Genomic DNA, 25,003 nt, shown 5'->3' with positions numbered 1-25,003 from the left:
TACTATGCCTGCAAAAGGCAATCAACACTATGCTTATTATTGTGCTTGCTGCGTATCTTGATTTTGCTGTTCATTCTGACCTTGATCATCTTCAACAGGCTGGTTTTGTGGTGCATCTTCTGGAAGATACAGAGGGCCACTTTGACCACATGCACTCAGAAGCGTTAAGCTGGTGGCCGCAAGAATAAGACGCAATCGGTTACTGTTATACATAGCGATTCGATAGATAATTAATATGACTCGTTTTATAATCGCAGAGTAACAGAAAATACCGAAAATGTAGTCGTTGCAGTTGAATTATTTCCCGTATAACGCCACGGCCAGCCTTAGGAGCACAAGCCAAAATGAGTGAAACCACCCTGACAGACACCCAGTATCATCAGTTGGCTGACGCTTTGATGTTAACCATTGAAGAACAGATTGACGACCTTGAAGCCGACCTAGATTACGAGTCAGCGTCAGGCATTCTAGAAATCATCTTCGCGGATCGCTCCAAAATAGTTATTAATAAACAAGCGCCGCTACACCAAGTATGGGTGGCGACTAAGTTTAATGGTCATCATTTTGAGCTGCGCGGTGACCAATGGATTGATAATCGTTCGGGTGCAGAGTTTTGGCAGTTTATGTGTGACGCAGCAACGAAGCAGGCAGGTGAAGAAGTCCGCTGGGAGCATGATTAAGTGACCCAGTTCGACGGTGTAACCTATCAAGGTAGTACGGAGCACAAAGCAACAGTTATATGGTTGCATGGTTTAGGTGATTCTGGTGAAGGGTTTGCTCCTGTTGCTCCTCATTTAGCGCTTCCTGACGAATTAGGCGTGAAGTTTTTATTCCCACATGCGCCTGTTCAAGCTGTCACTATCAACGGCGGCATGGAAATGCGCGCGTGGTATGACATCAAATCACTTGATCTAGATAAACGCGCCGACGCCCAAGGTGTGCAACAATCCTCTGAACGAATCAGTGCCTTGATTGATGAGCAGCTAGCATCCGGTATTCCGGCTGATAAAATTGTGTTGGCTGGTTTTTCGCAAGGTGGCGTAATCGCATTGCATCTTGCTCCGCGGTATCAACATAAATTAGCTGGCGTGATGGCGCTTTCAACCTACATGTCGCAACCCGAGCGACTGGCAGAAGAAGCGAAACACACTGATTTAACGATTTTTATGGCGCATGGCGACTTCGATAACGTAGTACCGTTAGATGCGGGCAAGCAAGCCTACCAATGTTTGCTTAATGTGGGCATGAATGTGTCTTGGCAAAGTTACTCGATGGCGCATCAGGTGTGCGATCAAGAACTCATCGCCATTCGACAATGGCTTATTGAGCGTCTAAGTTAATAGAGATTTAGGAACAAGCGCATGGGACAAAAGATCGTGATCACCGCCAATATGAAGAACAAAACACAGCGCATCGCTCGCAAGGATGTTGTCTATCAGTGGCATTGGCGACGTATTAGTATGGTGGCAGGCGTTGCTCTAGTGGCCTCAAGTGGGCTTTGGTATGTAACGAGTACTCCTGCTATCGCCGAACAAGCAAGCACCGCACAAGGTGTTGTAAACATAGAAAAACCAACTAGCCTAGATGCTCAAGTAACACATGATGCATCAGAAATAGCAGCCACAAGCGTTGAGCACCCGCTGCCAAGTGATAAGGGTACAGTGTTAGCACTGCACAGCCAAACAAACGAAGAGGTTATCGAGCCAGTTATTGCTGCTCAGGAGTCGACAGTTTCAGATGCTGAAGCAATTGTTGCAGACACCGCAACCGAAACCGAAGTTGAAGGTGAATCAGCGTTACTTGACGTAACGGAAGAACCAACAGTTGTGACTTCTTTAAAGGTCGCAGATTCGCAACAACAAGACGGCATGGTCGTTGATGAAGAATCACTGACTGACAACAGCAGTGAATTTGATCAAGAAGCCAAGGTGGCGAACCTTGCTCAAGGCAGCAAAATTGACACAGATAAAGTAAGCCGAGCAGTGCTGACGACCCATGTCGAAGACCGTGAACCAGTGAGCTCGCTGGGTCGTGAAATCTCAATGGGTGACTTTGATAGTCAGTTGGTATTCTTTACAGAATTACGTGGATTGCAGGGGCAAAAAGTTCACCATATTTGGTACTATGAAGGCCAAGCGCTAGCGAATGTAGAGCTGGGTGTGTATACCGCCCGTTATCGCACGTTTTCGTCAAAAAACATTATGCCGAGTCAAGCAGGTCTATGGCGTGTTGAATTAAGAGACAGTAATAATAAATTGTTGGCAACGCGAGAATTCCGTCTCATTGCCAAGCCTTAATACAGAAGTAGGAATTACATGACAACTGCAACCCAGCGGGTACGTATTGCCACCCGTAAAAGTGCTTTAGCTTTATGGCAAGCCGAGTTTGTAAAGGCGGAACTTGAGCGTTTTCACCCACATGTGGAAGTCGAATTAGTGACCATGACAACCAAGGGTGACATTATTCTTGATACGCCATTGGCTAAAGTGGGCGGGAAAGGACTATTCGTAAAAGAACTAGAACAAGCCATGCTTGAAGGACGTGCGGATATCGCTGTGCACTCAATGAAAGATGTGCCGGTTGATTTCCCAGAAGGACTAGAATTGCACACCATTTGCGAGCGTGAAGACCCACGTGATGCGTTTGTCTCGAATCAGTATCAAGATATCGACAGTCTGCCAGCTGGCGCGGTAGTTGGAACATCAAGTTTACGTCGTCAGTGTCAATTGAAGGCACGCCGTCCCGATTTAGATATTCGTGACTTGCGCGGCAATGTGAACACTCGTTTGGCCAAGTTAGATGACGGTCAATATGACGCTATTATACTCGCTGCAGCAGGATTAATTCGCCTAGAAATGAATGATCGTATTCGTAGTTTTATTAGCGCTGAAGAGTCACTGCCGGCGAATGGCCAAGGTGCAGTGGGTATTGAGTGTCGCAGTGATGACGACGTGGTCAAAGCATTACTTGCGCCATTGGAGCATAACGAGACGAGAATTCGTGTGGACGCTGAGCGAGCAATGAATCGCCGTTTGCAAGGTGGCTGTCAGGTGCCGATTGGTGCATATGCGATAGTTGAAAATGAGCAAGTGTATCTTCGTGGACTTGTGGGCTCTTTAGATGGTCAACAAATCCTTCGAGCTGAGAGCTCCGCGCCTATCGCGCAGGCCCAGCAATTGGGAGTGGCATTAGCAGAGGACTTGTTGAGCCAAGGTGCAGACGAAATTTTGGCCAAAGTTTACGGCGAAATTAAATAATATAACGGAAGACAGCCATGGCGCATATTGTTGTTACTCGGCCACAGGGCAAAGGTGAAGAGATAGTAGCAAGGCTTGAACGGCAAGGGTACAAGGCAAGCTTGTGCCCAGTTCTGCGCATTGATTACCTTGCCACACCAGAACAACAATTGGCGACGCTAAATGAAGCGGACATTGCTGTGTTTGTTTCGCAGGATGCAGTCCATGGGCTGCACCAACAGTTGCCAAAACTGTCTAACACCATTCAATGTTTTGCTGTGGGCGACACCACAGCTCACACCCTCAAATCTCTATTCAATATCAACGCGATTACCCCTAGACAACAGGATTCAGAAGGGCTTGTTGCGCTGTCACAATTGCAAAATGTGGACAGCAAAAATGTGGTGTTAGTCAAAGGCCGCGGAGGCCGGACTGTCATAGCTAAAACACTCAAGGAGCGCGGCGCCTTTGTGAATGCTGTCGCAGTGTACGAGCGCGTTGCGCTTTTGCCTGACAGTGAGCAATGGCTGAGTGAATGGCACGCTGCTGAAGTTGACGGCTTGGTGGTGACCAGCAACAGTGGCATTGACGCCATCTTTAACAGTCAAAATAATCAATTATTAGAGTGGCTTAAATCGCGGCACTTCTATATTGTCAGTGATAGAACGCGCGAACACCTTGAAAGTTTGGGTGTCGATAGGGAAAACATCACCGTCGCTGCGGGGGCCAGTAATGAGGCGATCGCCGCAAGCATTAACTGTGAGCAGGAAACCAGTATGAGTGAACAGCCAGAGCAGGCAAACGTATCAGTAAACGACTCTGAAAATGAAGTCGATAAGCCAGCGGCAACAACACACGCGAGCGCTAAACAAATAAAAGCACCTCAGAAAATCAGCAAGGTGGGTTTACTGGCGTTGTTAGTAGCATTGGGAGCGGGTGCAGGAACCAGCTATTTGTACTGGCAACAATATCTTCAAGATCAAAATTCTGCGCAGCAAGAAAGCGCAGCAATGGCGCAACTGCAACAACTACAAAGTGCAAATCAAACGTTGAAAGAGCAGCTTGCAACACTAAGAGCATCGCAACAGCAACAGCAGCAAAAAAGCCAGCAATGGCAGCAGCAATTTAATGACGAAATCACTCGCCAGTTAAGTGCCAATCAGCGTTCGATGATAGCGCACGTTGAGCAAAGTATTGCTGCATCAAAGGACAACACTCAGCCACCACTGGATATGAATGAAGTGCGCCGACTTGTTTCATTGGCTGACTTTAAAATTTGGTCTGAAAATAACTATGCGGGCGCAGCCTCCGTACTGCAGCGCCTTGATGCTCTATTGGCAAGCTATGCAGGTAACGCGGTGCTTCGCCGAGCTATTCACAGCGACTTGCAAACATTAGCGAGTATTGAAGTGGCTGATGTTGAAGCAATCGTGCTGACACTCCATGGTTTAGGTAATCAAGTAGATAAATTGAGCTTCAACATGGTCGACCTTCCAGACGACGTTGAGCCCGCAGCAGACAATGCTTTGTCGGCTGATGTGTCGGATTGGCGCGCTAATTTAGGGCGTACATGGGATCAGCTGGTCGATGACTTTATCAAGGTGCGCAAGCGTGATGCTGCTATTGAACCTCTACTGGATAATGAGCAACAACGACTGATTAGACAACGGATTCATTTCAATATCGATCAAGCTGGGTTTGCAGCAACGCATCAATATGTTGATTTATATCAACAGGCACTGCAAAGTGCCTCGGATCTTATCACCCGTTATTACGATTTATCTGATACGCAAACCGCACAGTTTCTCAGTCAGCTGAAGCAATTACAGTTAAAGCAGCTCACGCCTAATCAGCCCATTTCTTTAGCAACTGTCACCGCGTTAGAGGAGTCTTAATATGGCAAGACTCCTTGTTGTCTTCATTCTCATAGCGTTGGTGGCCGCCATTGCCCCTTGGCTTGTTGATGAGAAAGGGTATGTACTTATTGCGTTTGGTGATTGGACTGTAGAAGGAAGTATTGTTAGTTTCACCATCCTTACATTGTTTACTCTGTTCTTCGGTTATCTGCTGTTTTGCATTGTGCGTTATGCCTTTAATAGCTATCGCAACGTACGCCATGGTTTTTTCGCGCGCAGTAAAGAGCGTAAGCAAGCTGTGTTGGAGCAAGCTATGTGGGCGTTGATCAATGACGATATGCAGCAGTTACAACACACCTTAACCAAAGGCAAAGTCGATGATAAGTGGCGAGACTTTTCGCTGGCGATGCAAGCAAAAGCGCGTCTACATCAAGGCGAGAAAGATTTTGCACTAAACTTGTTAGACGAATTGTCGGATAAAAACCGCAGTGAGCCGGTAAACCTATGGCTTACGGCACACAGTGAAGCGGAAATCCTTGCCACTTTGAGAGATCAATGTGCAAGTAAAAAGGCGTCGCCTCATCAGCTCAAACTCTATGCACAAGTATTGTTAAAGCTGCATAAATATCATGAGTTCGCAAAGTTGGCGCCTCGTTTGGTTAAGGCGCAAAGCTTGGATGAAAACGAGTGGGACTGGGCATTGCGCGTCTATTTCGATAGTGATTCTGTTGATACTTTGCGCAAGCGAGATAGCGAGCTCCCGAAACAGATTCGCACAGGAGGGCATACCCATTATCTACGTGCAATGGTGCGCGCAGGTGAAATTGCTTCAGTGCAAGATGAGTTGAAGAAGTTGCTTAAACGTTCTGAATACTCACAGTTACTCACGATTTTAAGTGAAATTGAGTACGGCAATGTCGAAGAGATGCAAAAGGCATTACAAAGTGAGTTGAAAAAGCAGCCCGATGAACCTGAAATGCTGCTGTGTTTAGCTTATTTGGCACAAAGTCAGGGCGAACATGAGCTCGCTTCACGTATATTTGACAAAGTGTTGGCTCAGCAACAACGTTTGCCTCATCCAACGCGTGCGATGCTTAGCTATCGTGCGACAAGGCAAGCTGAAAAAGCGTTGCTCGTTCTCGACCATAGCCATTAATCAGGAAGGGTAATGAAGAATCTATTCAACTTAACCTTTATTGTTGCTATAGGTTACTTCATTACCGGTTTTTTCAGTAACGCGTTACTTTCCATTGAAGGTTATGCTGTAGCGTCTTGGCCCCCCTCGGGTATCGCATTGGCAGCATTGCTAATAGCTGGGAAACGAGCAGTTTTCGGCGTGATGTTAGGCGCGTTAATTACCAACACTGCGCATCTAGACAATATTGCCGGTATCTTACATTGGCAAGTTGCCGTGCAGGCTGTTGTCGTTTCTACTGCATCGACATTGCAAGCATATTTGGGGTACTGGGTCATAACCCGAGCCCTGAAAATGCCACTAGACCTGTCCGATCTAAAACTCACCATTATTAGTATTATTATTGCCGGCCCTGGTATTTGTGTTATTGCCGCGCTGACTGGCACTGAAATGCTGGTACTCAATAACATCATTCCACCATCAGGGCGGTTAGAAAACTTCGTTACTTGGTGGATAGGCGACAGTATCGGTGTGATGATTTTCACCCCTTTGTTATTAGCAGGTTTTAACTTTACAGTTGCTCGCCATCGCATGCAGGTTATCGTCCCGTCTTTGGTGATTTATGTAGTAATTAGCATTACTTTTTACTTGTTCGCTAATTCTAAATTCGAAGAGCGTAACGAAGTGTATTCGTCGCAAGCGCAAGTTGTGATCGACCAATTTGATGAAGTGCTCACTCGCTTACGTGCCAATACGCAAATTCTCGCATCGTTTATGACTCACAGTGAGCAAGTTCAGCGTAATGAATTTGATGGCTTTACCGCAAAGCAGATGGCATATAACCCAGAGATAAATGCACTCGTCTGGATGCCTAAAGTGGCTCCAAACGGCATTGGCGAACTTGAATTATTGGCCCGCGATGAGGGGATTGAGCAATTTAAGGTTTTTTCTCGATATGATGTAGAGCCTAGGCCATTTCAATTTCCCGTTTATTTCGGTCTCTTTTCACAGGGGTTGCGTACCGTTTACGGTTTAGACATTAGCGCCGAACCCTATTTTTCATCTTTACAAGACTATGATGGTGCCTTGTTTGTTACTCCTGCGTTTCAGCTTGAGAGTAGTCCGCAAGGTGATTTGGGTTTTTTGGTTTTGGCTAGGGTGCCTACAGGAGGCGCAGAGGTTGATGGCTATGTTGCAGCGGTTATTAGTTTACCCTTACTAAAGCAGTCCGCATTAGCAACGTTATCATTTGACGGTATTGGTGTTGAGCTGGTGGATTTAAACACTGCATCAGAGCAAGCAATTATTGCGCTACCACAACGTGAAGCATTAGTTAAATCCCATGAATTTGAGATGGGACCAAGAAAGTGGCGTTTAAATATTTATCGCCAAGGCGCTCGTCCAGCATGGACGGGATATTGGTATGCACAAGTTGTAGGGATGCTTTTTGTTTGGTTGTTGATTACCTTTTTGATTGCTATCACAGGTAGTAACATTCGTGTTCGTGACCAAGTTGCCAAGCAAACCAAAGTATTACGAGAAGAGAAAGCCAAGGCTGATACAGCTAACAGTGCAAAATCTCAGTTTCTTGCCAATATGAGTCACGAAATTCGCACGCCTATCAATGGCATTAAAGGGCTGCACTATTTAGCGCTACAACAAAATGATTGGCAGACAGCGAAGCAATACATTGGTCAGGCTGACAACGCATTGAGTGTGCTATTGCGTGTGCTTAATGATTTGCTCGATTTCTCTAAAATGGAAGCCGGTAAGCTCGAGCTGCACCAAGAGCCCATTGTGATCGAAGAGTTATGTGCGGAAATAAAGCAGCTGATCAGTGTTGAGGCGAGCAATAAAAGTTTGTTGGTCAATTGCGACATCGCCCCTGACGTTGCACCAACCTTCAACACAGATGCCATTCGCTTAAAACAAGTGCTGCTAAACCTCTTGAACAACGCTGTTAAATTTACACAGCATGGAGCAATACGCCTCAAAGTAGCTGATGCCAACGATTCATTGTGTTTCAGTGTTACTGATACAGGCATGGGGATTCGTAAGGATATTCAAAAGCAGTTATTCAAACCGTTTGCACAGGCTGATGGCTCAACGTCACGCCGATTTGGTGGCACAGGCCTGGGGTTAAGTATTTGCCAAAAGCTGGTAACCCTAATGGGTGGGCGCATCGAGCTTGAAAGCGAAGAGGGTTTAGGTTCTTGTTTTAGAGTCTTTCTACCCAAGCGCAGCACCTTGCCAATGCGCAGCGACATCACGCCCAAAGATGCTCAGGTATCGAGTGAAATTGATTTAAGCGGAGTTTCTATTTTACTTGTCGAAGATAACGCATTAAATCAACAAGTCGCTAAAGCCATGCTAGTAGGTAAAGGGGCGTCTCCGGATATCGCGAACGATGGGATTGAAGCAATAGAGATGGTGAGCCATAAGCAGTACGACATTGTGTTAATGGATATACAAATGCCCAATATGGATGGTTTGGAAGCGACAAAAGTAATTCGCAATGAGCTATTGCTCACGGACTTGCCTATAATTGGCTTATCAGCAAATGCCCAAGAGCGTGATCTGAAGCTCGCAGAACATTATGGCATGAACGACTATGTGGTGAAGCCCATAGAAGCAAATATGCTCTTTGCGAGTATCGCGCGCCAAATACCACACAACCGAGGTGACGCAGACGCTGTTTCAAAAACAGATAAAAAAGACCAGCAAATCTCGTAGCCTTGTCTTGAATTTATTGCACAAGTGCGTATGATCCGCGCAATTTTATCTAACACTTGGGGGTCATCATGATCAATCTTCAGCTACCTTTACTCGACTTACACCGCCACTTAGATGGTAATGTTCGCGCCAACACCATACTCGAGCTAGGCCAGCAGTTTAACATTGCACTCCCAGGCTCAGATATCGAATCACTGCGTCCGCATGTACAAGTAGTGGAGATAGCTCCAGATCTGATGGCCTTCCTAGAAAAGCTGGATTGGGGTGTAAAAGTACTGGGTGATTATGATGCATGCCGCCGAATTACCATAGAAAATGTTGAAGATGCTGTTGCACAAGGTATTGATTATACAGAATTGCGTTTTAGCCCTTATTACATGGCTATGAATCACAATTTACATCCACAAGGTGTGGTTGAGGCTGTGGTTGATGGTATTCACAGCGCAGTGAAAGAGCATGATATTCATGTGAATCTGATCGGTATCATGTCGCGCACTTTTGGCCAAGAAAAATGCCAACAGGAGCTCGATGCTATTCTGGCGTTCAAAGAACACATGGTGGCAGTGGACTTGGCAGGGAATGAACTCGGCTTCCCAGGCGAATTGTTTGTAGAGCATTATAAGCAAGTGCACAAAGCGGATTTACGTGCCACGGTTCATGCTGGAGAAGCACAAGATTCAAGCAGTATTTGGCAAGCCATCCAGCAATTAGGTGCGGACCGCATCGGGCACGGTGTGAATGCGATGCATGATGCGAAGCTGATGGACTACTTGCGCGACAATCGTATCGGAATCGAGTCTTGCCTTACCAGTAATATCCTAACTAGCACAGTTGCAGACATTACAGCGCACCCACTAAAGAAATTTCTCGACCACGGCATTCTCGCGTCGATTAATACTGACGACCCAGCGGTGCAGGGCATTGAGCTAGACAACGAATACCAACAAGCGGCATACCAAGCTGGTTTGAGCAAAGAAGATATAGAGCAGGCGCAAGCTAATGCGCTAGCCATTGCCTATCTTAGTGATGGTGATAAAGCCGCATTAAAAGCCAAAGCGGCTGCGCGCGTGGCTTAATTAGGCCGCGCTGCAACGTCGATAACTTTGCGAGAGTGCTTGCAGTACTTGCGAGCGCTCAACCATGCCAACGATTTTTCCCTGCTCGATGACAGGATAACGCTTCGGCTGGTGCCTTCTTTGCATTCTTGCTGCGATGTCCAGCAGTGAATCTTGCAAACCACACGTGAGTACTTCTGTGCTCATCACATCCTTTACTTGAATGCGCCCGTCACAAAAATAGCTGTTAGTCGTCAAAGGGTGTAAACAATCTTGCTCTGATAAATACCCAATCAAAACGCCGGAATCATCCACTACTGGGGCGCCGATCACTTTGTGTTTAATGAGTTGTTCAATGGCGTCGGTGAGCTCTAAGTCAGGACTGATTGATAAAAAGCTGCGACTGAAAATATCTGAAACGTGTAGGTTGAACATGGTCACACTCCTATTGTGTTGTTAGGAGTAGTGTAGGGCGTCTTTTTTGATTCAAAAAATGAATTAAAACTATCGTTGTATTCTGAAAAACAGAAAAGAGGCACTGCCTCTTTTCTCGTTCTGTGTATTAATAACAGCCGTTACTTAATAAAGGCAAATGCATCCGCATACATATGTTCGCGTTGCGCGCCATGGTCAATGAAGTCATCGCGCACAGCGCCAATCATGTCAAAGCGACCCGCCATGTAAATTGAGTATGGCTCTAGCGAAACAATGTCTTTCATGACTGCTTGGTGAACTAGCCCTGTGTGGCCTCGCCACTCGCCCTGCGGCTGTTCAACGACAGGTATGAAGGTGAAGTGTGGGTTACTTGCAGCCCAAGCTTGCATTTCTTCTTTGGCGTACAAGGCATCTTCATGTTTCACACCCCAATAGAAAAACACGGGACGATCGCAACCAACTTCGGCTAGGTGGTCAGCCATCGATTTTACATAACTGAAGCCTGTACCACCGGCTAATAAAATGATTGGACGCGCGCATTCGAGACGTAGTTGTGATACACCTAAGCCGACTTCAAGCGTTGCTTGAGTGCCGTTAGCATGGTGTTCTTTGAGATGATCCAAGGCTTGCATTGCATAAGAATCAGCACCAGAAGCACCAATATGTAGTTCAATTTCATGTGTCTGACTTGGACGGCTGGCAATGGAAAATGCGCGTTTGTCTTTTTCGCCAAGCACCAACTGGCAATAGTGGCCCGCTTCAAATTGTGCAGGCTCGTTGGGTGTTAAAATCACCTTGTAAACAAATTCTGTCAGTGGCGAAATACTTAGCACGTCCGCTTGTAATGTTTGCATTTTAAACCTTACTTCTTACTCTTGTAGGCTAGTTTATCATGACTAGCGCCATTGCCTCACTGTAGTAATTTTCATCAAAGTGAGGTGATATTCATCGAAGTGACTCGCAATAGGTGCGAGTCCTGATGCACTGAGTTGTTAGTTGATACCCAACGAATCCCAAATTTCATCAACGCGTTGCTTAATGGCATCATCCATGACAATGGGCTCGCCCCATTCTCTATCTGTTTCACCTGGCCATTTATTCGTTGCGTCCATTCCCATCTTTGAACCTAGTCCAGATACAGGAGATGCGAAGTCGAGGTAATCGATGGGGGTGTTCTCAATTAAAGTTGTGTCTCGAGCAGGGTCCATACGGGTTGTGATGGCCCAGATCACATCATTCCAATCGCGAGCATTGACGTCATCGTCACATACAATCACAAATTTGGTGTACATAAACTGGCGTAGGAAAGACCATACGCCCATCATTACGCGTTTGGCGTGACCGGCATATTGCTTCTTCATGGTTACCACAGCCATGCGGTATGAACAGCCCTCGGGTGGCAAATAGAAGTCGACAATCTCAGGGAACTGCTTTTGCAAAATAGGCACGAAGACTTCGTTCAATGCCACACCCAATATAGCCGGTTCATCTGGCGGACGACCTGTATAGGTGCTGTGATAAATTGGATTTTCACGGTGAGTCACATGCGTGACTGTCATCACAGGAAAGTCATCAACTTCGTTGTAGTAACCGGTATGATCGCCATATGGACCTTCGGGTGCACGCTCGTCTTGAGCAATATACCCTTCAAGGACAATTTCTGCGCTAGCAGGCACTTGCAAGTCATTGGAAATAGACTTAACCACTTCAGTTTTGCTGCCACGTAATAGACCGGCAAATGCATATTCGCTCAGGGTATCAGGTACGGGGGTGACAGCGCCAAGAATGGTCGCAGGATCTGCACCAAGGGCAACGGAAACTGGATACGGTTCACCGGGGTTTTCTTTACACCATTCTTGGAAGTCCAGTGCGCCGCCGCGATGCGACAGCCAACGCATAATAATTTTATTCTTACCAAGTAGTTGCTGACGATAAATACCTAAATTTTGACGCTTTTTATAAGGGCCTTTAGTGACCGTGAGGCCCCATGTGATAAGTGGAGCCGCATCGCCTGGCCAACAATGTTGGATAGGGAGTTTAGTTAAATCCACGTCGTCACCACTGAGCACAACTTGCTGACAAGGTGCTTTTTTAACTTCCTTGGCTGGCATATTGAGTACCTGTTTAAACACAGGAATTTGCCCTAGCGCCTCTTTTAAACCTTTTGGCGGCTCAGGCTCTTTTAAGAATGCCAGTAGTTTACCGACTTCACGCAATGCCTCGACATTTTCTTGGCCCATGCCAAGTGCAACACGCTCAGGTGTGCCAAACAAGTTAGCGAGTACTGGAATATCAAAACCTATTGGGTTCTCAAACAACAGCGCCGGACCTTTTGCACGCAAGGTGCGGTCGGCAATTTCTGTCATTTCAAGGTGAGTACTGATTGGCTGGCTGATCCGCTTGAGTTCACCACGTTCTTCAAGTAACGCGATAAAGTCTCTCAGGTCTTTATATTTCATTACGCCCCTAATAAGCCTAAAGTGTTTGCAGCATTATACTTGATGGTGACGCAAAAGCGATCAATCACTGCGGTGGCAATGCCAAGTTTCATCATTGATCATTAATATAGCGTCGTTGCCTTTACTCCAAAAACTCATGCTTTCGTGAGTGTATTTTGCACCCGAGGCTGAGTGCTCACCTTCAAGCGTGTAAGTGTCGCTATCAATCTTAATATCTGCGCTATTGTCAGCAAACTTTACCGTGAAAACCGCTCCTGTATTGCACCGAAAAAACATTGCAGGGTTGTTTTGCGCGCTCTCAGTAACTTGCTCGTCACAACCAAACAAGGAAAACAACGGGATTATCACTGTTAACGCGATTATGCGCTTGGTGACCATGTTCATTGCTCCGTATTAATGGACAAGATTAGTGTAGCGTATTAGGTTAACAACAGTGGGAGAATTACAAACTTACAACGAAGGAATAATCGATGGCTGGTGCGAGCTTACTGACTTTACTGGATGACATCACGGCATTACTCGACGACATTGCGACAATGAGTAAGGTCGCTACAAAGAAGACGGCGGGTGTACTAGGTGATGACCTCGCGTTAAATGCACAACAGGTTTCAGGTGTTAATGCTGACAGAGAATTACCCGTTGTGTGGGCGGTAGCTAAAGGCTCGATGCTTAATAAGGCGATATTGGTACCTGCAGCTTTACTCATTAGCGCCTTTATTCCTTGGTTGATCACTCCATTACTTATGTTGGGCGGTCTATTTTTGTGTTTCGAGGGTGCAGAGAAGCTCGTCCATGGAAAAGAGCATCAAGCCGAACAACCCGCAGTGAATGAACCGCTCACTCCTGAAGCTGAGAAGGAAAAGATTAAAGGCGCAATTCGTACTGACTTTATTCTCTCGGCGGAGATTATCGTTATCTCATTAGGCACCGTTGCAGCCGCGAGTTTTATTAATCAAGTGCTAGTTCTATCTGTTATCGCTGTCGTGATGACAGTGGGTGTGTATGGCTTGGTGGCGGGTATTGTTAAGTTGGATGATGCCGGCTTGTATTTGTTGCAACGAGGTGTAGCAACGAAAAGCGCGATTAGCAGAGCGTTAGGCAGATTTCTGCTGGTATTGGCACCTTGGCTAATGAAAGTATTGGCGATTGTCGGCACTGCGGCAATGTTCTTGGTAGGCGGAGGTATTATTGTTCACGGTATTGAGCCCCTACATCACCTTGTCGCACATTGGGGAGAAACAGCTGCGCAATACAGTTCTTGGCTGGAAGGATTGATTGGGATTGCCGCAAATGGTGTAGTTGGGTTAGTATCTGGTTTTGTTACTGTATTGTTAATGGGCTTGGTGAAGCGTATAAAAAAACAATAAGTATTAAAGCGTTATACAAAAACTCAAGGAGAGTACCAATGAAAATCTTAGTCGGCCTGCTACTAGGAGCAATGGCCAGCTTTGCGCATGGCCAAGACGCGAAGGACGCAAAGGAAAATCTCATACCCATCGATACATTTTCTCGTGATGTTAAATACCATTCAATTAAGTTATCGCCCAATGGCGACTATTTAGGGGTGATGACGAAGCAAGAAGGTAAAGACGTCTTAATTATCCTCGATACAAAAGAATTTAAGATGCATCATGGTGTTCGCTTTCCAGGGAATGCTCAGGTTGGTGAATATCACTGGGTTAACAACGAACGTGTTGTACTTAGCAAAGAATACCTTCGAGGCTGGCAGGAGCATCCTCAGTATCACGGAGAGTTATTTGGTGTAAATGTAGATGGTTCGAGAGGGAAATACCTTGTTGGTTATCAAGGAGAGCAACAACTAGGTAGTCGAACCAAGAAAGCAACACCACTTTATGGTACTTCATATGTGCTCGATCCTCTTCACAATGATGAAGATAAAATGCTCATCGTGACTTACCCTTGGACCTCGTCAAATGAACCTCATACGATCGTATACGAGGTCGATGTGCACCGTGGTACGCGCAAGCAAATTCTGCGCTCACCTTCGCGCATGGCACAATTTCTGACTGATGAGCAAGGCGAAGTTCGAGTGTCGGTATCCACTGACAGTTCGAGTTACCAAAAAGTGCATATCCGAAACCTAGAGCTTGATGAATGGCAGGAGTTAAAGTCAGACGAAATGAACTTGTCTGATATTCGTCTTCACGGATTCAATCTAAAGGGTGACATTGTCTATGCCAGTGCGTCTACTAATGGCGAACCTGCAGGGCTTTACAAGCTCAATCTAGACACAAAAGAATACCAGTTGGTATACAGTGAAGACAACGTATCGCCCAGCAAGATATGGGTAGACGATGTGCATAAATCGGTATTTGCCATCGAATATGAAGCGCAGTATCCAACGTATGCATTTGTCGATGCGCAGGCTCCGATGAGTAAACGCTTGAAAGGAATGCTAAAGGCTATCCCAGGACACCAAGTACGCATTGTAAGTAGTACAAAAGATGGCAGTATGAGTGTCGTGTGGGCTGGAAGTGACCGCCATCCTAGCAGTTATTATCTCTACAAAGCTGACACGAACAACCTATCCTTTTTGTTCTCTTCTCGTTCGTGGGTAGATGTTGAGCAAATGGCAGAAACGACCCCTATTGAATTCAAAGCGCGCGATGGCTTGGATTTGTATGGTTATTTTACGGTTCCTCATGGTAAAAATTTAAAAGATTTGCCCTTAGTTGTGTTGCCACATGGTGGTCCTCATGGTCCGAGGGATTGGTGGGGGTTTGATCCGGATGTTCAACTTCTTGCTAGCCGTGGAATAGCCGTATTACAAGTTAATTTCCGTGGCTCAGGCGGCTTTGGTGGTAATTTCGAACGTGCTGGCTATAGAAAGTGGGGAAGTGATATTCAGCACGACATTATTGATGGTGTAAATTATGTCGTTGCTCAAGGTTGGGTTAACAAAGACAACATGTGCATCATGGGAGCGAGTTTTGGTGCTTACTCTGCGCTACAAAGTGCCATTATTGAACCTGATCTATTCAAATGTGCTGTAGGGGTTGTTGGTGTATACGACTTACCTTTAATGTTTGAAGAAGGTGATATATCTGAACGCGCCAGTGGTCAAGGTTATCTGAGAAAGGTATTGGGCGAGGATGAGTCTCAGCTTAAAGCATTCTCACCGAGCTACAATATAGATAAGCTCAAAGCCCCTGTGCTGATTGTTCATGGTGGCGAAGATGAGCGAGCGCCAATTGAGCAAGCTGAATCCTTAATAGAAGCAATGAAAAAAGCTGAACACCCTTATCAATATGTTTTACTCGAGGATGAGGGACATGGATTCTATAACGAAGCACACCGACTGCAATATTATAAGCAGGTGATGGCATTTTTAGACCAACACCTCATGTTGTAAATAAACAAAGCCCAGCAGATGCTGGGCTTTTTTATCCTGCAGCGTGACATCAATCACACTGTTCTAGCGCTACGAGTGCTTTGTCGTGACCTTGTTGGGCTGCTTGGTTAAACCAAAAACACGCTTGCTTTTGATTTGCTGTGGCGCCTTGGCCTGCTAGATACATATCGCCTAGGTTGTATTGGGCCCAGCTATCTCCTTGGTCCGCGCCTTCCTGAAAAGCTGCCATAGCCTCTTCAAATGCACCTTGTTGGTACAACTCAATGCCGCGCTGATTGGCCTTGTTGGGAATGGTTCTGGTGTAAATAGGCTTTGGTTTAGGTAGAGGTCGCACTATACCGCCTTGGATGTAGATGTTATTTGGGCGATGAATTGCATAGATAGCACCAGTGCTAAAGTACTTTGCTAGCGCTGTGCGTGGCAAGGTTAGCGGCTTATTTGCAAAGTAACTTTGGTACATTAAATTGTCCATGCTAATTGCTTTCATCACTGCGCCTTTGCGCTTGTAATTCACTGTTCCTACTTTGAGGGCAATTATGTCGTTGTCGACTTTACTCACTTGGAACACCTTATAGCCGAGGCGCTGTGGTTCGTTAAGTGCTTTGTTCAACTTCGCTTGGTCTATCAAAAAGACGTCATAAACCTGTGGTTCTGTAAGTATTGCCAATTGCAGTTCTTGTTGTTCGAGGTGCTGGTGGTAGAGATAGAGTCCGCCTATAAGTGTGAACCAAATCGCAAGGCTGTGAATACTGGCCCATAGAAACCAGCTTTTCACTCCTTGATTGGGTAAGCCCAACGGAATCAAAGGAATGGGACCTAAGCTAAGTAGCGAGTAATTTCGCTGATCGCTCTCACGAGTTGAACCTGGTAAGTGAATTGCCATGATATGTCCCTATACGAAGCGCTTAAAGCCACTTTATAAAAGGTGACTAATGCTGGCAAAAGACATTTGTAAGCGTTTGTTTCTGAATGCTTTTAGATAGAGCAGTGTTTACACTTCCAGGCTACGACAATGGCTCAGTAAGCGTTGGTATTCGGTGTGAATGTCGTTAAAGACAGTGTGGTCACCAGCGCTTTTATCCGGATGGTACTGATTTGCAAGTACTCGCCAGCGCTTTTTGACGTTAGAAATGTGTATAGGCGCCTCGAGTTGCCAGCGCAGATTCAGCGCCTCTAATTGGTCCTGTGTGAGTTTTTTATTTTTGAACAGGGACGTGAATTGCGAAAGTAATTGCGCTACTTCATCATTTGAGAGGTTATAATTCTGCCAATTAAGATAATAGCTTTTTAGCGCATCATCACAACGGGGAAAACTAGGTGAATAGTCGTAAATCAGTTGAATATGCAAGCTAGATATGGATAAATAACAACCATCAGTTAGAAAGTCTTCTTGTAGTTGAAACAGCGCATTCATGATAAGGAAATTTCGTTGCGCAAGTTCACTTAGTTCGCCTGAACATAATGAAGGCAAAGCATTGAGCTCAATAAGGCGTGCTGCTAATTCATGGACTTTCCATACTTTACTGTCCAACAGTAAAGGCAGTATGTCATTTGCTAATGGGTTAGCGTGGGTATTGTTAGTCGGTATGGTCATCATCATGTCAAAGTGTAGCTGATATACATTAATTGAAAAGACAACGTGGATTTAAATGATGTCGCAAAGGAAGCCGTATTTTTTAATAGTTGTAAGTCTTGTAATCACAGCGGCTTTTTTACCTTGTCACGCTTTCAACCACGATGATGCTTTAGCCAAAATCCTTGCAGAGCCCGAGGAGAAGCGATTAGAAAGTGCATTAGCAATCCAGCAAGGAAGTCTTCCCCAACCCCAACAGTTGTCCGTCATCGAGTTTATAGCTGAACAGTATTTCGCGCGTAATGAATACCAAAAAGCAATTCGTCACTTCTTAAAAGCTGAGCAGTTAGCTGCTGATCTTAAGCTCATTTCAAAACAAGCCAAATACGCGAAAATGCAAGGTGTAGCGACCTACTATCGTGGTTACTATATCAGTGCGGTTGAAAGTTATGAGCGCGCACTCCACCTTTTTGAGCAGGCTGAAGAGCCACTGCAACAAGCGCATTTGTTCAACAATATTGGTTTGGCATATTCGCGTGCAGAGCGATTTGAAAAAGCAATTGAAAATTATGAAATGGCTAAGGCGCTCTATGCACTCCATGGAACCGATCAAGACAGAGCGGATATCAATCACAATATTGCAGCCATTTACATCGAAAGCGACCGCTATGAAGCTGCGTTAGAACTGTATAACAATGTTTCCGAGACTTTTGAGCGTTTGGGTGATGTGACGGGCCTCGCGCAAATGCACTCAAATTTGGGGGTGATTTATCGGAACCTAGGTCGTACTGAAGAAGCGGCTCAGGCTTACAATCACGCGCTGAAGCTACTTTCTCAGACCAATGACACGATGAGTTTAAATCACACCACCATGAATTTGGCAAACCTGTACTTTATGAGTGGCAAGTATGAGCAAGCGTTAGAATTACTTGAGCAAGCAAGTACTCACAGTGAGCAAATAGAATATCAACGGGGGCGCGTTACGGCTCATGAAATTAAAGCCAAAGTGTTGTTTGCGCAAGGGGACTATCAGGCGGCCGAGAACGCACTGCAACGTGCATATATGTTGGCAAAAGAAGCCGATTCCGAGCAAGCAAAGGCTGAATTACTCCCTCAGCAAACGTATCTCATCGAGCTTCTATTGGCAGCCGCGCAAGGAGAAAATGAGCGGGCAGTTGAGTTATATTCAAAGTATGAGCGCGAGCGTGATGAAGAACTTAATAAGGCGGTATCAAGTCGCTTAAATGATTTCTATGCCAAGTACAATAATAATCAACTACAGCAACAAGTTGACTCATTGAAGCAACAGCAAAAAATAGACCGTTTGGCTGCTCAGCAGCGTAATGTTTTCACTTGGCTCGTGACTGGACTTCTTCTTCTCAGTGGTATTATTGGGGTGTTGATGTATCGTCGAGCTGCAGAACGTCGAGCAAGTGCAGAGCTTGAACAAAAAGTGCAACAACGCACGCAAGAGCTTGAAGAACTGGCTCACCAGCTGCGTTCTGCCAACGAAATTAAAAGCCAGTTTTTAGCCAACATTAGTCACGAAATTCGTACTCCGTTGACCTCTATCATGGGACAAGCAGAGGCGATTATTCAAGGTGATGTGCCAGAAAAAGAAGTACCGAAAGAACTGCGTGTTATTTACAACAATAGCCAGCACCTAGGGGAATTAATCAATGATGTTTTGGACCTAAGTAAAATTGAGGCGAATAAACTAGAGCTGGCAATTACGCCGGTAAGTCTTGCGTCTTTGCTAGCGGATATTGATGCTATGTTTTCGCCGAGCGCTCTGCAAAAGGGTATTGTGTTTGACATAACTAACGACCTGAAAGCTCGTGCAGGTGCAAACTTGGACTATATTCGTGTGAAGCAAGTGCTCGTGAACTTGTGCTCGAACGCTGTGAAGTTTACGGAGCAAGGCCATGTGAGTTTACGTGTGTCACAGAACGAAAAAGGGTTGATGTTCTGCATTGAGGACACCGGAATAGGTATCGCTCCCGATAAATTAGACGCGATATTTACCAATTTTAGTCAAGGTGACAACTCCATTACTCGTCGATTCGGTGGCACGGGGCTTGGGCTTAGCTTGTCGCAACAACTGGCCCATATTATGGACGGCAAGATTAGTGTAACGTCAACTTTAGGCGAGGGAAGTCGTTTTTGCTTTATGCTGCCGTGTGAACTGTTTGAGTTAGCATCAGAGCAGTTCAATAAATTGGTTCCTTACTATGCTTCTAGCTTTAGTGGCAATGTCTTGCTCGCTGAAGATCACCCTGACAATCGACGTTTAATTGAACGGATTCTGCGCAATTTAGGCGTAACGGTGATCAGTGCAGAACATGGTGAGCAAGCAGTTGAACTTGCACTGGCACATAATCCAGATCTCGTGTTGATGGATATTCAAATGCCAGTGATGGATGGCCTCGGAGCGCTGGCATTACTTAAAGAGTGTGGTTTTAGTAATCCTATAATTGCCTTGACGGCTAACGCCATGACACATGAAATTGAGCACTATAAACAAGCCGGTTTTTCAGGACATTTGGCCAAGCCCATCGATAAAATGCAGTTTTGTGAAGTGCTGGAACGCTACCTACAAATCGACTATCAAGATGTTGAGTTATCACAAGTGGATATGAGTGATTTACGCCTCAGCTTCGAACAGAGCTTGCCCGATGAAATTGCTCTATTAATTGAAGCTCATGAACACGAAGATATAGAGAAATTTAAACGAATAGCTCACCGCTTATCCGGTGCAGCGAAAATGTTTGCCAGTGAACACTTATCACACCTTATCGATGATATTGAACGCGCTGCAAAATTTGAAGACCGTGAACACATTGCATTGTTGTTGAACGATTTTAAAGCGGTTCAATCAGAATAATTCGATCGAGCTTGCATCATCCTTATCAGCACTTTCAGGATGACCGCTATCCTCAGAGTTAATATGTTTTCGCGACGGGTCGTAGCGCTTGGTAGTGTCATTGTGTTGTTCAGATGTGACGAATAAATGCACCTTTTCATCAATGGAATGAGCGAGGTTTAATAAGTCCTTGGAAGATACAGATTGTATGCGTGAACTAGATAGGGCATCGCTATTTAATTCTTGCATTGCATCCACATAATCCTGAGCTTGGTTAGACACTTGGTGCTGCTGGCCAAGTTGCCCTTGAATCTGTTGTGACCTAGAGCTGATAGCGGCCATAGACTCTTCAATTTGGTCCACTTCGGACGTTGTCTGAGCAGACAACTCAGCGGTGCTCTGAGTGAGTTCAATACTTTGCTGCATTAACTCAGTTACACTCGAAGTTCCTTGTTGAATGCGCTGAACCATCTCACGCACTTCTCCCGTCGATTTTGTTGTGCGGGCTGCCAGGTGGCGAACTTCATCTGCTACAACTGCAAATCCTCGACCCATTTCACCGGCGCGAGCGGCTTCTATTGCGGCATTTAATGCCAGTAAGTTAGTTTGCTCGGCAATAGAATTAATAACGTCAATGACAGAACTTATTTGGTCGCTGTCTTTACGAAGTTCAGCAAGTTCCTCGCTGGTTCTGGTAATGCGTTCTGACAGTTGGTTTTGACTGCGTTGGCTGTTATCTGCGTCGAGCTTGGCTTTCTTTATTGAGTTAGTTGCAGAGTTTAAAGAGCTAAAAATGTCGTCTAAACCTTCACTGACTTGAGAAGTGATCGCCAGCATATCATTGAATGCTTGCGCCATGCTCTCACCATGCGCGCTCTGCATGGTCGCTTTTTGGGTGACGGAAGTGTAAGTATCTTTGAGTTCATCGGCCATTGGCGTTAATCGAGCGGCACTTGCGTGAATTTCTAAAATGAGGTGCTCGATGGTTGCTAGGCAGGTGTTTAAAATTAGGTAGTAGCTCGGAGCATGCTTGGCTTCTTCAAATCGAAAACTCACATTGACACGTTCACCGTCGATCAAATTACTAATCAACTGGTTCATTGCTTCTTGTTCTTGGTTTGTCACCACTTTATGGCTGTAGATAAATGCGGCTGCGACTAAAACCGTTGGAATCAGTAACAAAAAAATGTGAAAAAGTGAGTCGGTAAAGTAGCTTGCAAGCACCACTTGCAACACGCAGCATATACCTGAAATCGCCAGAAGTTTTCCAAGTGTCATTATTATATTCAATTAGTTAGGGGCTAAATTAAGGTATAGACTAGGTTTGATGTCTTTTCCAAGACTGGGAGATGATTTGCTTTGAAAGTGTGGATATTTCAGAAATAAAAAAAGCCACTGAATCTAAAGACACAGTGGCTTTTTATACGAAACGTATTGTTACTTACGTTTCATCGAATCGAAGAACTCGTCATTGGTCTTACACATCGCCAATTTGTCGATTAAGAACTCCATAGCATCGATTTCAGACATGTCATGCACAATCTTACGCAAGATCCACATTTTTTGTAGCTCATCTGTTTTCGTAAGTAACTCTTCACGACGCGTACCTGATCGGTTGAAATCAATTGCTGGGAATACACGTTTTTCTGCAATCTTACGGTTTAGGTGCAGTTCCATGTTACCTGTACCTTTAAACTCTTCGTAGATTACTTCGTCCATCTTCGAACCCGTGTCGATAAGCGCGGTTGCGATGATGGTCAAGCTGCCACCTTCCTCAACATTACGAGCTGCACCGAAGAAGCGCTTTGGTTTGTGCAATGCGTTAGCGTCTACACCACCAGTGAGTACTTTACCTGATGAAGGAATAACGGTGTTGTATGCACGAGCTAGACGGGTAATTGAATCGAGGAGAATAATTACGTCCTTTTTGTGCTCAACGAGGCGTTTTGCTTTCTCGATGACCATTTCAGCAACTTGTACGTGACGGCTTGCAGGCTCATCGAACGTTGATGCAACCACTTCACCTTTTACAAGGCGTTGCATTTCCGTTACTTCTTCAGGACGCTCATCGATAAGCAATACCATTAATTCACAATCTGGGTGATTGTAGCTGATAGACTGTGCGATGTTTTGTAACAACATGGTTTTACCGGCTTTAGGCGGTGCAACCAATAGACCACGTTGACCTTTACCGATCGGTGCTGCAAGGTCAATTACTCGAGCTGTAATATCTTCCGTACTACCATTACCACGTTCCATGCGCAGACGTTCATTTGCATGAAGTGGCGTCAAGTTTTCAAACAAGATTTTAGTGCGCGAGTTTTCTGGCTTGTCGAAGTTGACTTCGTTCACTTTTAACAGTGCGAAGTAACGTTCACCATCTTTAGGTGGACGAATTAGACCAGCAATACTGTCACCTGTGCGCAAACTGAAGCGACGGATCTGGCTTGGCGATACATAAATATCATCTGGGCCAGCTAAGTACGAAGCTTCAGAGCTTCGTAAGAATCCGAAACCATCTTGCAGGATCTCTAATACACCGCCACCGAAAATATTTTCGCCGCTTTTCGCGTGCGCTTTTAGGATGGCAAAGATAATGTCTTGTTTTCTAAGGCGGGCTACGTTTTCTAAGCCCATAGACTCGGCTAGGTTTACAAGCTCTTTAATAGACTTGTCTTTCAGTTCGCGTAAATGCATATTGGTGGGTTCTTTAACTATTTATCGTCTCGAAATGGAACTATTCCGAGTGAGGTTTTTGGATAAACTTGGAATTGTTGGGGTAATAAACTAGCAGCTCAGTGGCGCATCGTCCAGTCTTTAAACGTAATTGATGTATAAAAAAAGGGCATTAGCCCTTTTTTTATTGTGTCTATTTAGATGTTGTTCTCTAGGAACTCAACTAATTGCGCTTTAGAAAGTGCACCCACTTTCGTCGCAGCTACTTGGCCATCTTTAAATAGTAGTAGTGTAGGAATGCCGCGAATACCAAACTTTGGTGGTGTGCCAGCATTCTGGTCAATGTTCAATTTACCGATAGTTACACGGCCTTCAAACTCGCCAGCTACGTCGTCAAGGATTGGGGCAATCATTTTACAAGGTCCGCACCATTCAGCCCAAAAGTCGACTAGTACAGGCTTGTCAGATTGCATTACGTCAGCATCAAAGCTGTCGTCAGTTAATTGGATAATTTTATCGCTCATCACGTTCTCCGAAAAATTTGGCGAATTTATTTAGTGCGTATTTAAACACTCTTGTTTCTTATTGCAAGTTTAAGCGTTATGCTTTATCGCTATGAATAAGACACATTTAACCGATAAAAAATTTGCAGACTTTGCTTTAGCACCGGAAGTGGTTGCCGGATTGCAAGCAAGTGGCTTTGAATACTGCACGCCAATTCAGGCGCAGTGTATGCCTTATGTTGTTGAAGGCCGCGATATTGCGGGCCAAGCACAAACCGGCACAGGCAAAACACTGGCGTTTCTAACCGCCACTTGCCATCACTTATTGCAGAGTCAAAAGCCGTCGGGTCAGCAACCAAGAGCCCTGATCATGGCCCCCACGAGGGAGCTTGCGATTCAGATACACAAAGATGCAAAAATCTTGGCACCGCACTGCAACCTTAAACTAGGTTTAGTATATGGTGGCGAAGATTACGAAAAACAACGGGCACAACTAGAAAAAGGTGTTGATATTTTAATTGGCACCACGGGTCGTCTTATCGATCTGTATAAACAAGGTTGTTACACCCTGAATGAAATCGAAGTTGTGGTACTAGATGAAGCTGACCGCATGTTCGATCTCGGCTTTATTAAAGACATCCGTTACATGTATCGACGCATGCCGGAAGCACACGAGCGCTTGAACTTATTATTTTCGGCGACCTTGTCTTATCGTGTGCAAGAATTAGCATTTGAACACATGACCAATCCTGAGCATGTGCAAATTGAACCAGACGTAAAAACCGGTAAACGTATACAAGAAGAACTGTTTCATCCAGCACAAAGCGACAAAATGAAGCTGCTTCTGACGCTTATTGAAGAAGAGTGGCCGGAAAAAGCGATTGTGTTCGCCAACACCAAACATGTGTGTGAACAGATCTACGCTTGGTTACAAGCAGATGGTCACCGTGTTGGTTTGTTAACCGGTGATGTGAATCAGAAGAAACGTCAGTCTACGTTGGCACAATTTGCTAAAGGCAGTTTAGATTTACTGGTTGCAACTGACGTTGCTGCTCGTGGTCTACACATTCCAGAAGTGAGTCATGTTTTTAACTATGATTTGCCAG

22 protein-coding genes (1 of these 22 running past the window's edge) are annotated in these 25,003 nt (G+C 45.2%); 12 read left to right on the top strand and 10 right to left on the bottom strand.

Going from position 1 to position 25,003, the window contains the following annotated elements:
• Positions 1-36: 36 nt before the first annotated feature.
• Complete coding sequence (gene lptM / locus ACH19P_RS01590; RefSeq protein ID WP_462156782.1) at positions 37-213, bottom strand: LPS translocon maturation chaperone LptM; 177 nt, start codon at positions 211-213, stop codon at positions 37-39.
• Between the two features lie 146 nt (positions 214-359).
• On the opposite strand from lptM, the gene cyaY reads away from it, so the two are divergent.
• From cyaY to add, 8 genes are all read left to right on the top strand, one after another.
• On the top strand, positions 360-680 hold the full coding sequence (gene cyaY / locus ACH19P_RS01585; protein WP_462159296.1) for an iron donor protein CyaY: 321 nt from the start codon (positions 360-362) through the stop codon (positions 678-680).
• The gene (locus ACH19P_RS01580; protein WP_462156781.1) at positions 681-1,340 is read left to right on the top strand and encodes an alpha/beta hydrolase; all 660 of its coding nucleotides are present in this window, start codon (positions 681-683) and stop codon (positions 1,338-1,340) included.
• Between the two features lie 21 nt (positions 1,341-1,361).
• Entirely contained in the window at positions 1,362-2,297 is a 936-nt protein-coding gene (locus ACH19P_RS01575) for a DUF2914 domain-containing protein (RefSeq protein WP_462156780.1), read from the top strand.
• An 18-nt stretch (positions 2,298-2,315) separates the two neighbouring features.
• Positions 2,316-3,257 carry a hydroxymethylbilane synthase gene (hemC, locus tag ACH19P_RS01570; RefSeq protein ID WP_462156779.1) on the top strand — a complete coding sequence of 314 codons (942 nt, stop codon included), beginning with the start codon at positions 2,316-2,318 and terminating at the stop codon, positions 3,255-3,257.
• Between the two features lie 17 nt (positions 3,258-3,274).
• Positions 3,275-5,131: a uroporphyrinogen-III C-methyltransferase gene (locus tag ACH19P_RS01565; protein ID WP_462156778.1), complete on the top strand. Its 1,857-nt coding sequence runs from the start codon at positions 3,275-3,277 to the stop codon at positions 5,129-5,131.
• 1 nt (position 5,132) lies between these two features.
• A complete protein-coding gene (locus ACH19P_RS01560) occupies positions 5,133-6,248 on the top strand; it encodes a heme biosynthesis HemY N-terminal domain-containing protein (protein ID WP_462156777.1) in 1,116 nt (371 codons plus the stop codon).
• Positions 6,249-6,260: 12 nt separating this feature from the next.
• On the top strand, positions 6,261-8,960 hold the full coding sequence (locus ACH19P_RS01555; protein ID WP_462156776.1) for an ATP-binding protein: 2,700 nt from the start codon (positions 6,261-6,263) through the stop codon (positions 8,958-8,960).
• Positions 8,961-9,028: 68 nt separating this feature from the next.
• A complete protein-coding gene (add, locus tag ACH19P_RS01550) occupies positions 9,029-10,036 on the top strand; it encodes an adenosine deaminase (RefSeq protein WP_462156775.1) in 1,008 nt (335 codons plus the stop codon).
• Here add and ACH19P_RS01545 read toward each other — a convergent pair whose 3' ends face one another.
• The 4 genes from ACH19P_RS01545 to ACH19P_RS01530 all read right to left on the bottom strand — a co-directional run bounded on the left by ACH19P_RS01545 (position 10,037) and on the right by ACH19P_RS01530 (position 13,287).
• On the bottom strand, positions 10,037-10,450 hold the full coding sequence (locus ACH19P_RS01545) for a CBS domain-containing protein (RefSeq protein ID WP_462156774.1): 414 nt from the start codon (positions 10,448-10,450) through the stop codon (positions 10,037-10,039). It lies immediately after the preceding gene.
• 140 nt (positions 10,451-10,590) lie between these two features.
• A complete protein-coding gene (fre, locus tag ACH19P_RS01540) occupies positions 10,591-11,304 on the bottom strand; it encodes an NAD(P)H-flavin reductase (RefSeq protein ID WP_462156773.1) in 714 nt (237 codons plus the stop codon).
• Between the two features lie 138 nt (positions 11,305-11,442).
• Complete coding sequence (gene ubiD / locus ACH19P_RS01535; RefSeq protein WP_462156772.1) at positions 11,443-12,909, bottom strand: 4-hydroxy-3-polyprenylbenzoate decarboxylase; 1,467 nt, start codon at positions 12,907-12,909, stop codon at positions 11,443-11,445.
• A gap of 60 nt (positions 12,910-12,969) precedes the next feature.
• Entirely contained in the window at positions 12,970-13,287 is a 318-nt protein-coding gene (locus tag ACH19P_RS01530) for an MliC family protein (RefSeq protein WP_462156771.1), read from the bottom strand.
• 92 nt (positions 13,288-13,379) lie between these two features.
• Between ACH19P_RS01530 and ACH19P_RS01525 the strand changes: the two genes are divergently transcribed.
• Together ACH19P_RS01525 and ACH19P_RS01520 are read left to right on the top strand one after the other, a co-directional pair.
• Positions 13,380-14,276, top strand: coding sequence for a DUF808 domain-containing protein (locus tag ACH19P_RS01525; protein ID WP_462156770.1), 897 nt, complete (start codon positions 13,380-13,382; stop codon positions 14,274-14,276).
• Between the two features lie 38 nt (positions 14,277-14,314).
• The gene (locus ACH19P_RS01520) at positions 14,315-16,282 is read left to right on the top strand and encodes an alpha/beta hydrolase family protein (RefSeq protein ID WP_462156769.1); all 1,968 of its coding nucleotides are present in this window, start codon (positions 14,315-14,317) and stop codon (positions 16,280-16,282) included.
• Positions 16,283-16,331: 49 nt separating this feature from the next.
• Here ACH19P_RS01520 and ACH19P_RS01515 read toward each other — a convergent pair whose 3' ends face one another.
• Together ACH19P_RS01515 and ACH19P_RS01510 are read right to left on the bottom strand one after the other, a co-directional pair.
• Entirely contained in the window at positions 16,332-17,165 is an 834-nt protein-coding gene (locus ACH19P_RS01515; RefSeq protein WP_462156768.1) for a tetratricopeptide repeat protein, read from the bottom strand.
• A 108-nt stretch (positions 17,166-17,273) separates the two neighbouring features.
• The gene (locus tag ACH19P_RS01510; RefSeq protein WP_462156767.1) at positions 17,274-17,882 is read right to left on the bottom strand and encodes a DNA-J related domain-containing protein; all 609 of its coding nucleotides are present in this window, start codon (positions 17,880-17,882) and stop codon (positions 17,274-17,276) included.
• Between the two features lie 49 nt (positions 17,883-17,931).
• Between ACH19P_RS01510 and ACH19P_RS01505 the strand changes: the two genes are divergently transcribed.
• On the top strand, positions 17,932-20,739 hold the full coding sequence (locus ACH19P_RS01505) for a tetratricopeptide repeat protein (protein WP_462156766.1): 2,808 nt from the start codon (positions 17,932-17,934) through the stop codon (positions 20,737-20,739).
• Here the strand turns inward: ACH19P_RS01505 and ACH19P_RS01500 are convergent.
• The 3 genes from ACH19P_RS01500 to trxA form a co-directional block, all read right to left on the bottom strand.
• Positions 20,731-21,996: a methyl-accepting chemotaxis protein gene (locus ACH19P_RS01500; RefSeq protein ID WP_462156765.1), complete on the bottom strand. Its 1,266-nt coding sequence runs from the start codon at positions 21,994-21,996 to the stop codon at positions 20,731-20,733. The genes ACH19P_RS01505 and ACH19P_RS01500 overlap by 9 nt on opposite strands.
• Positions 21,997-22,155: 159 nt before the next feature.
• Positions 22,156-23,415, bottom strand: coding sequence for a transcription termination factor Rho (gene rho, locus ACH19P_RS01495; protein ID WP_462156764.1), 1,260 nt, complete (start codon positions 23,413-23,415; stop codon positions 22,156-22,158).
• 176 nt (positions 23,416-23,591) lie between these two features.
• Positions 23,592-23,918 (bottom strand): thioredoxin TrxA, encoded by a 327-nt coding sequence (gene trxA / locus ACH19P_RS01490; protein WP_342680154.1) that lies wholly within the window; start codon positions 23,916-23,918, stop codon positions 23,592-23,594.
• 91 nt (positions 23,919-24,009) lie between these two features.
• Between trxA and rhlB the strand changes: the two genes are divergently transcribed.
• Positions 24,010-25,003, top strand: partial view of an ATP-dependent RNA helicase RhlB gene (gene rhlB / locus ACH19P_RS01485; RefSeq protein ID WP_462156763.1) — the 5' portion only. Its footprint extends 284 nt past the window's final position; 994 of the gene's 1,278 nt are visible here — the first part of the coding sequence; it begins with the start codon at positions 24,010-24,012; its stop codon lies off the right edge, out of view.

The sequence above is a fragment of the Pseudoalteromonas sp. GB56 genome, assembly GCF_054923835.1.
The sequence above is the reverse complement of the archived record's forward strand: the minus strand, read 5'-3'. Positions and strand labels throughout refer to the sequence as shown.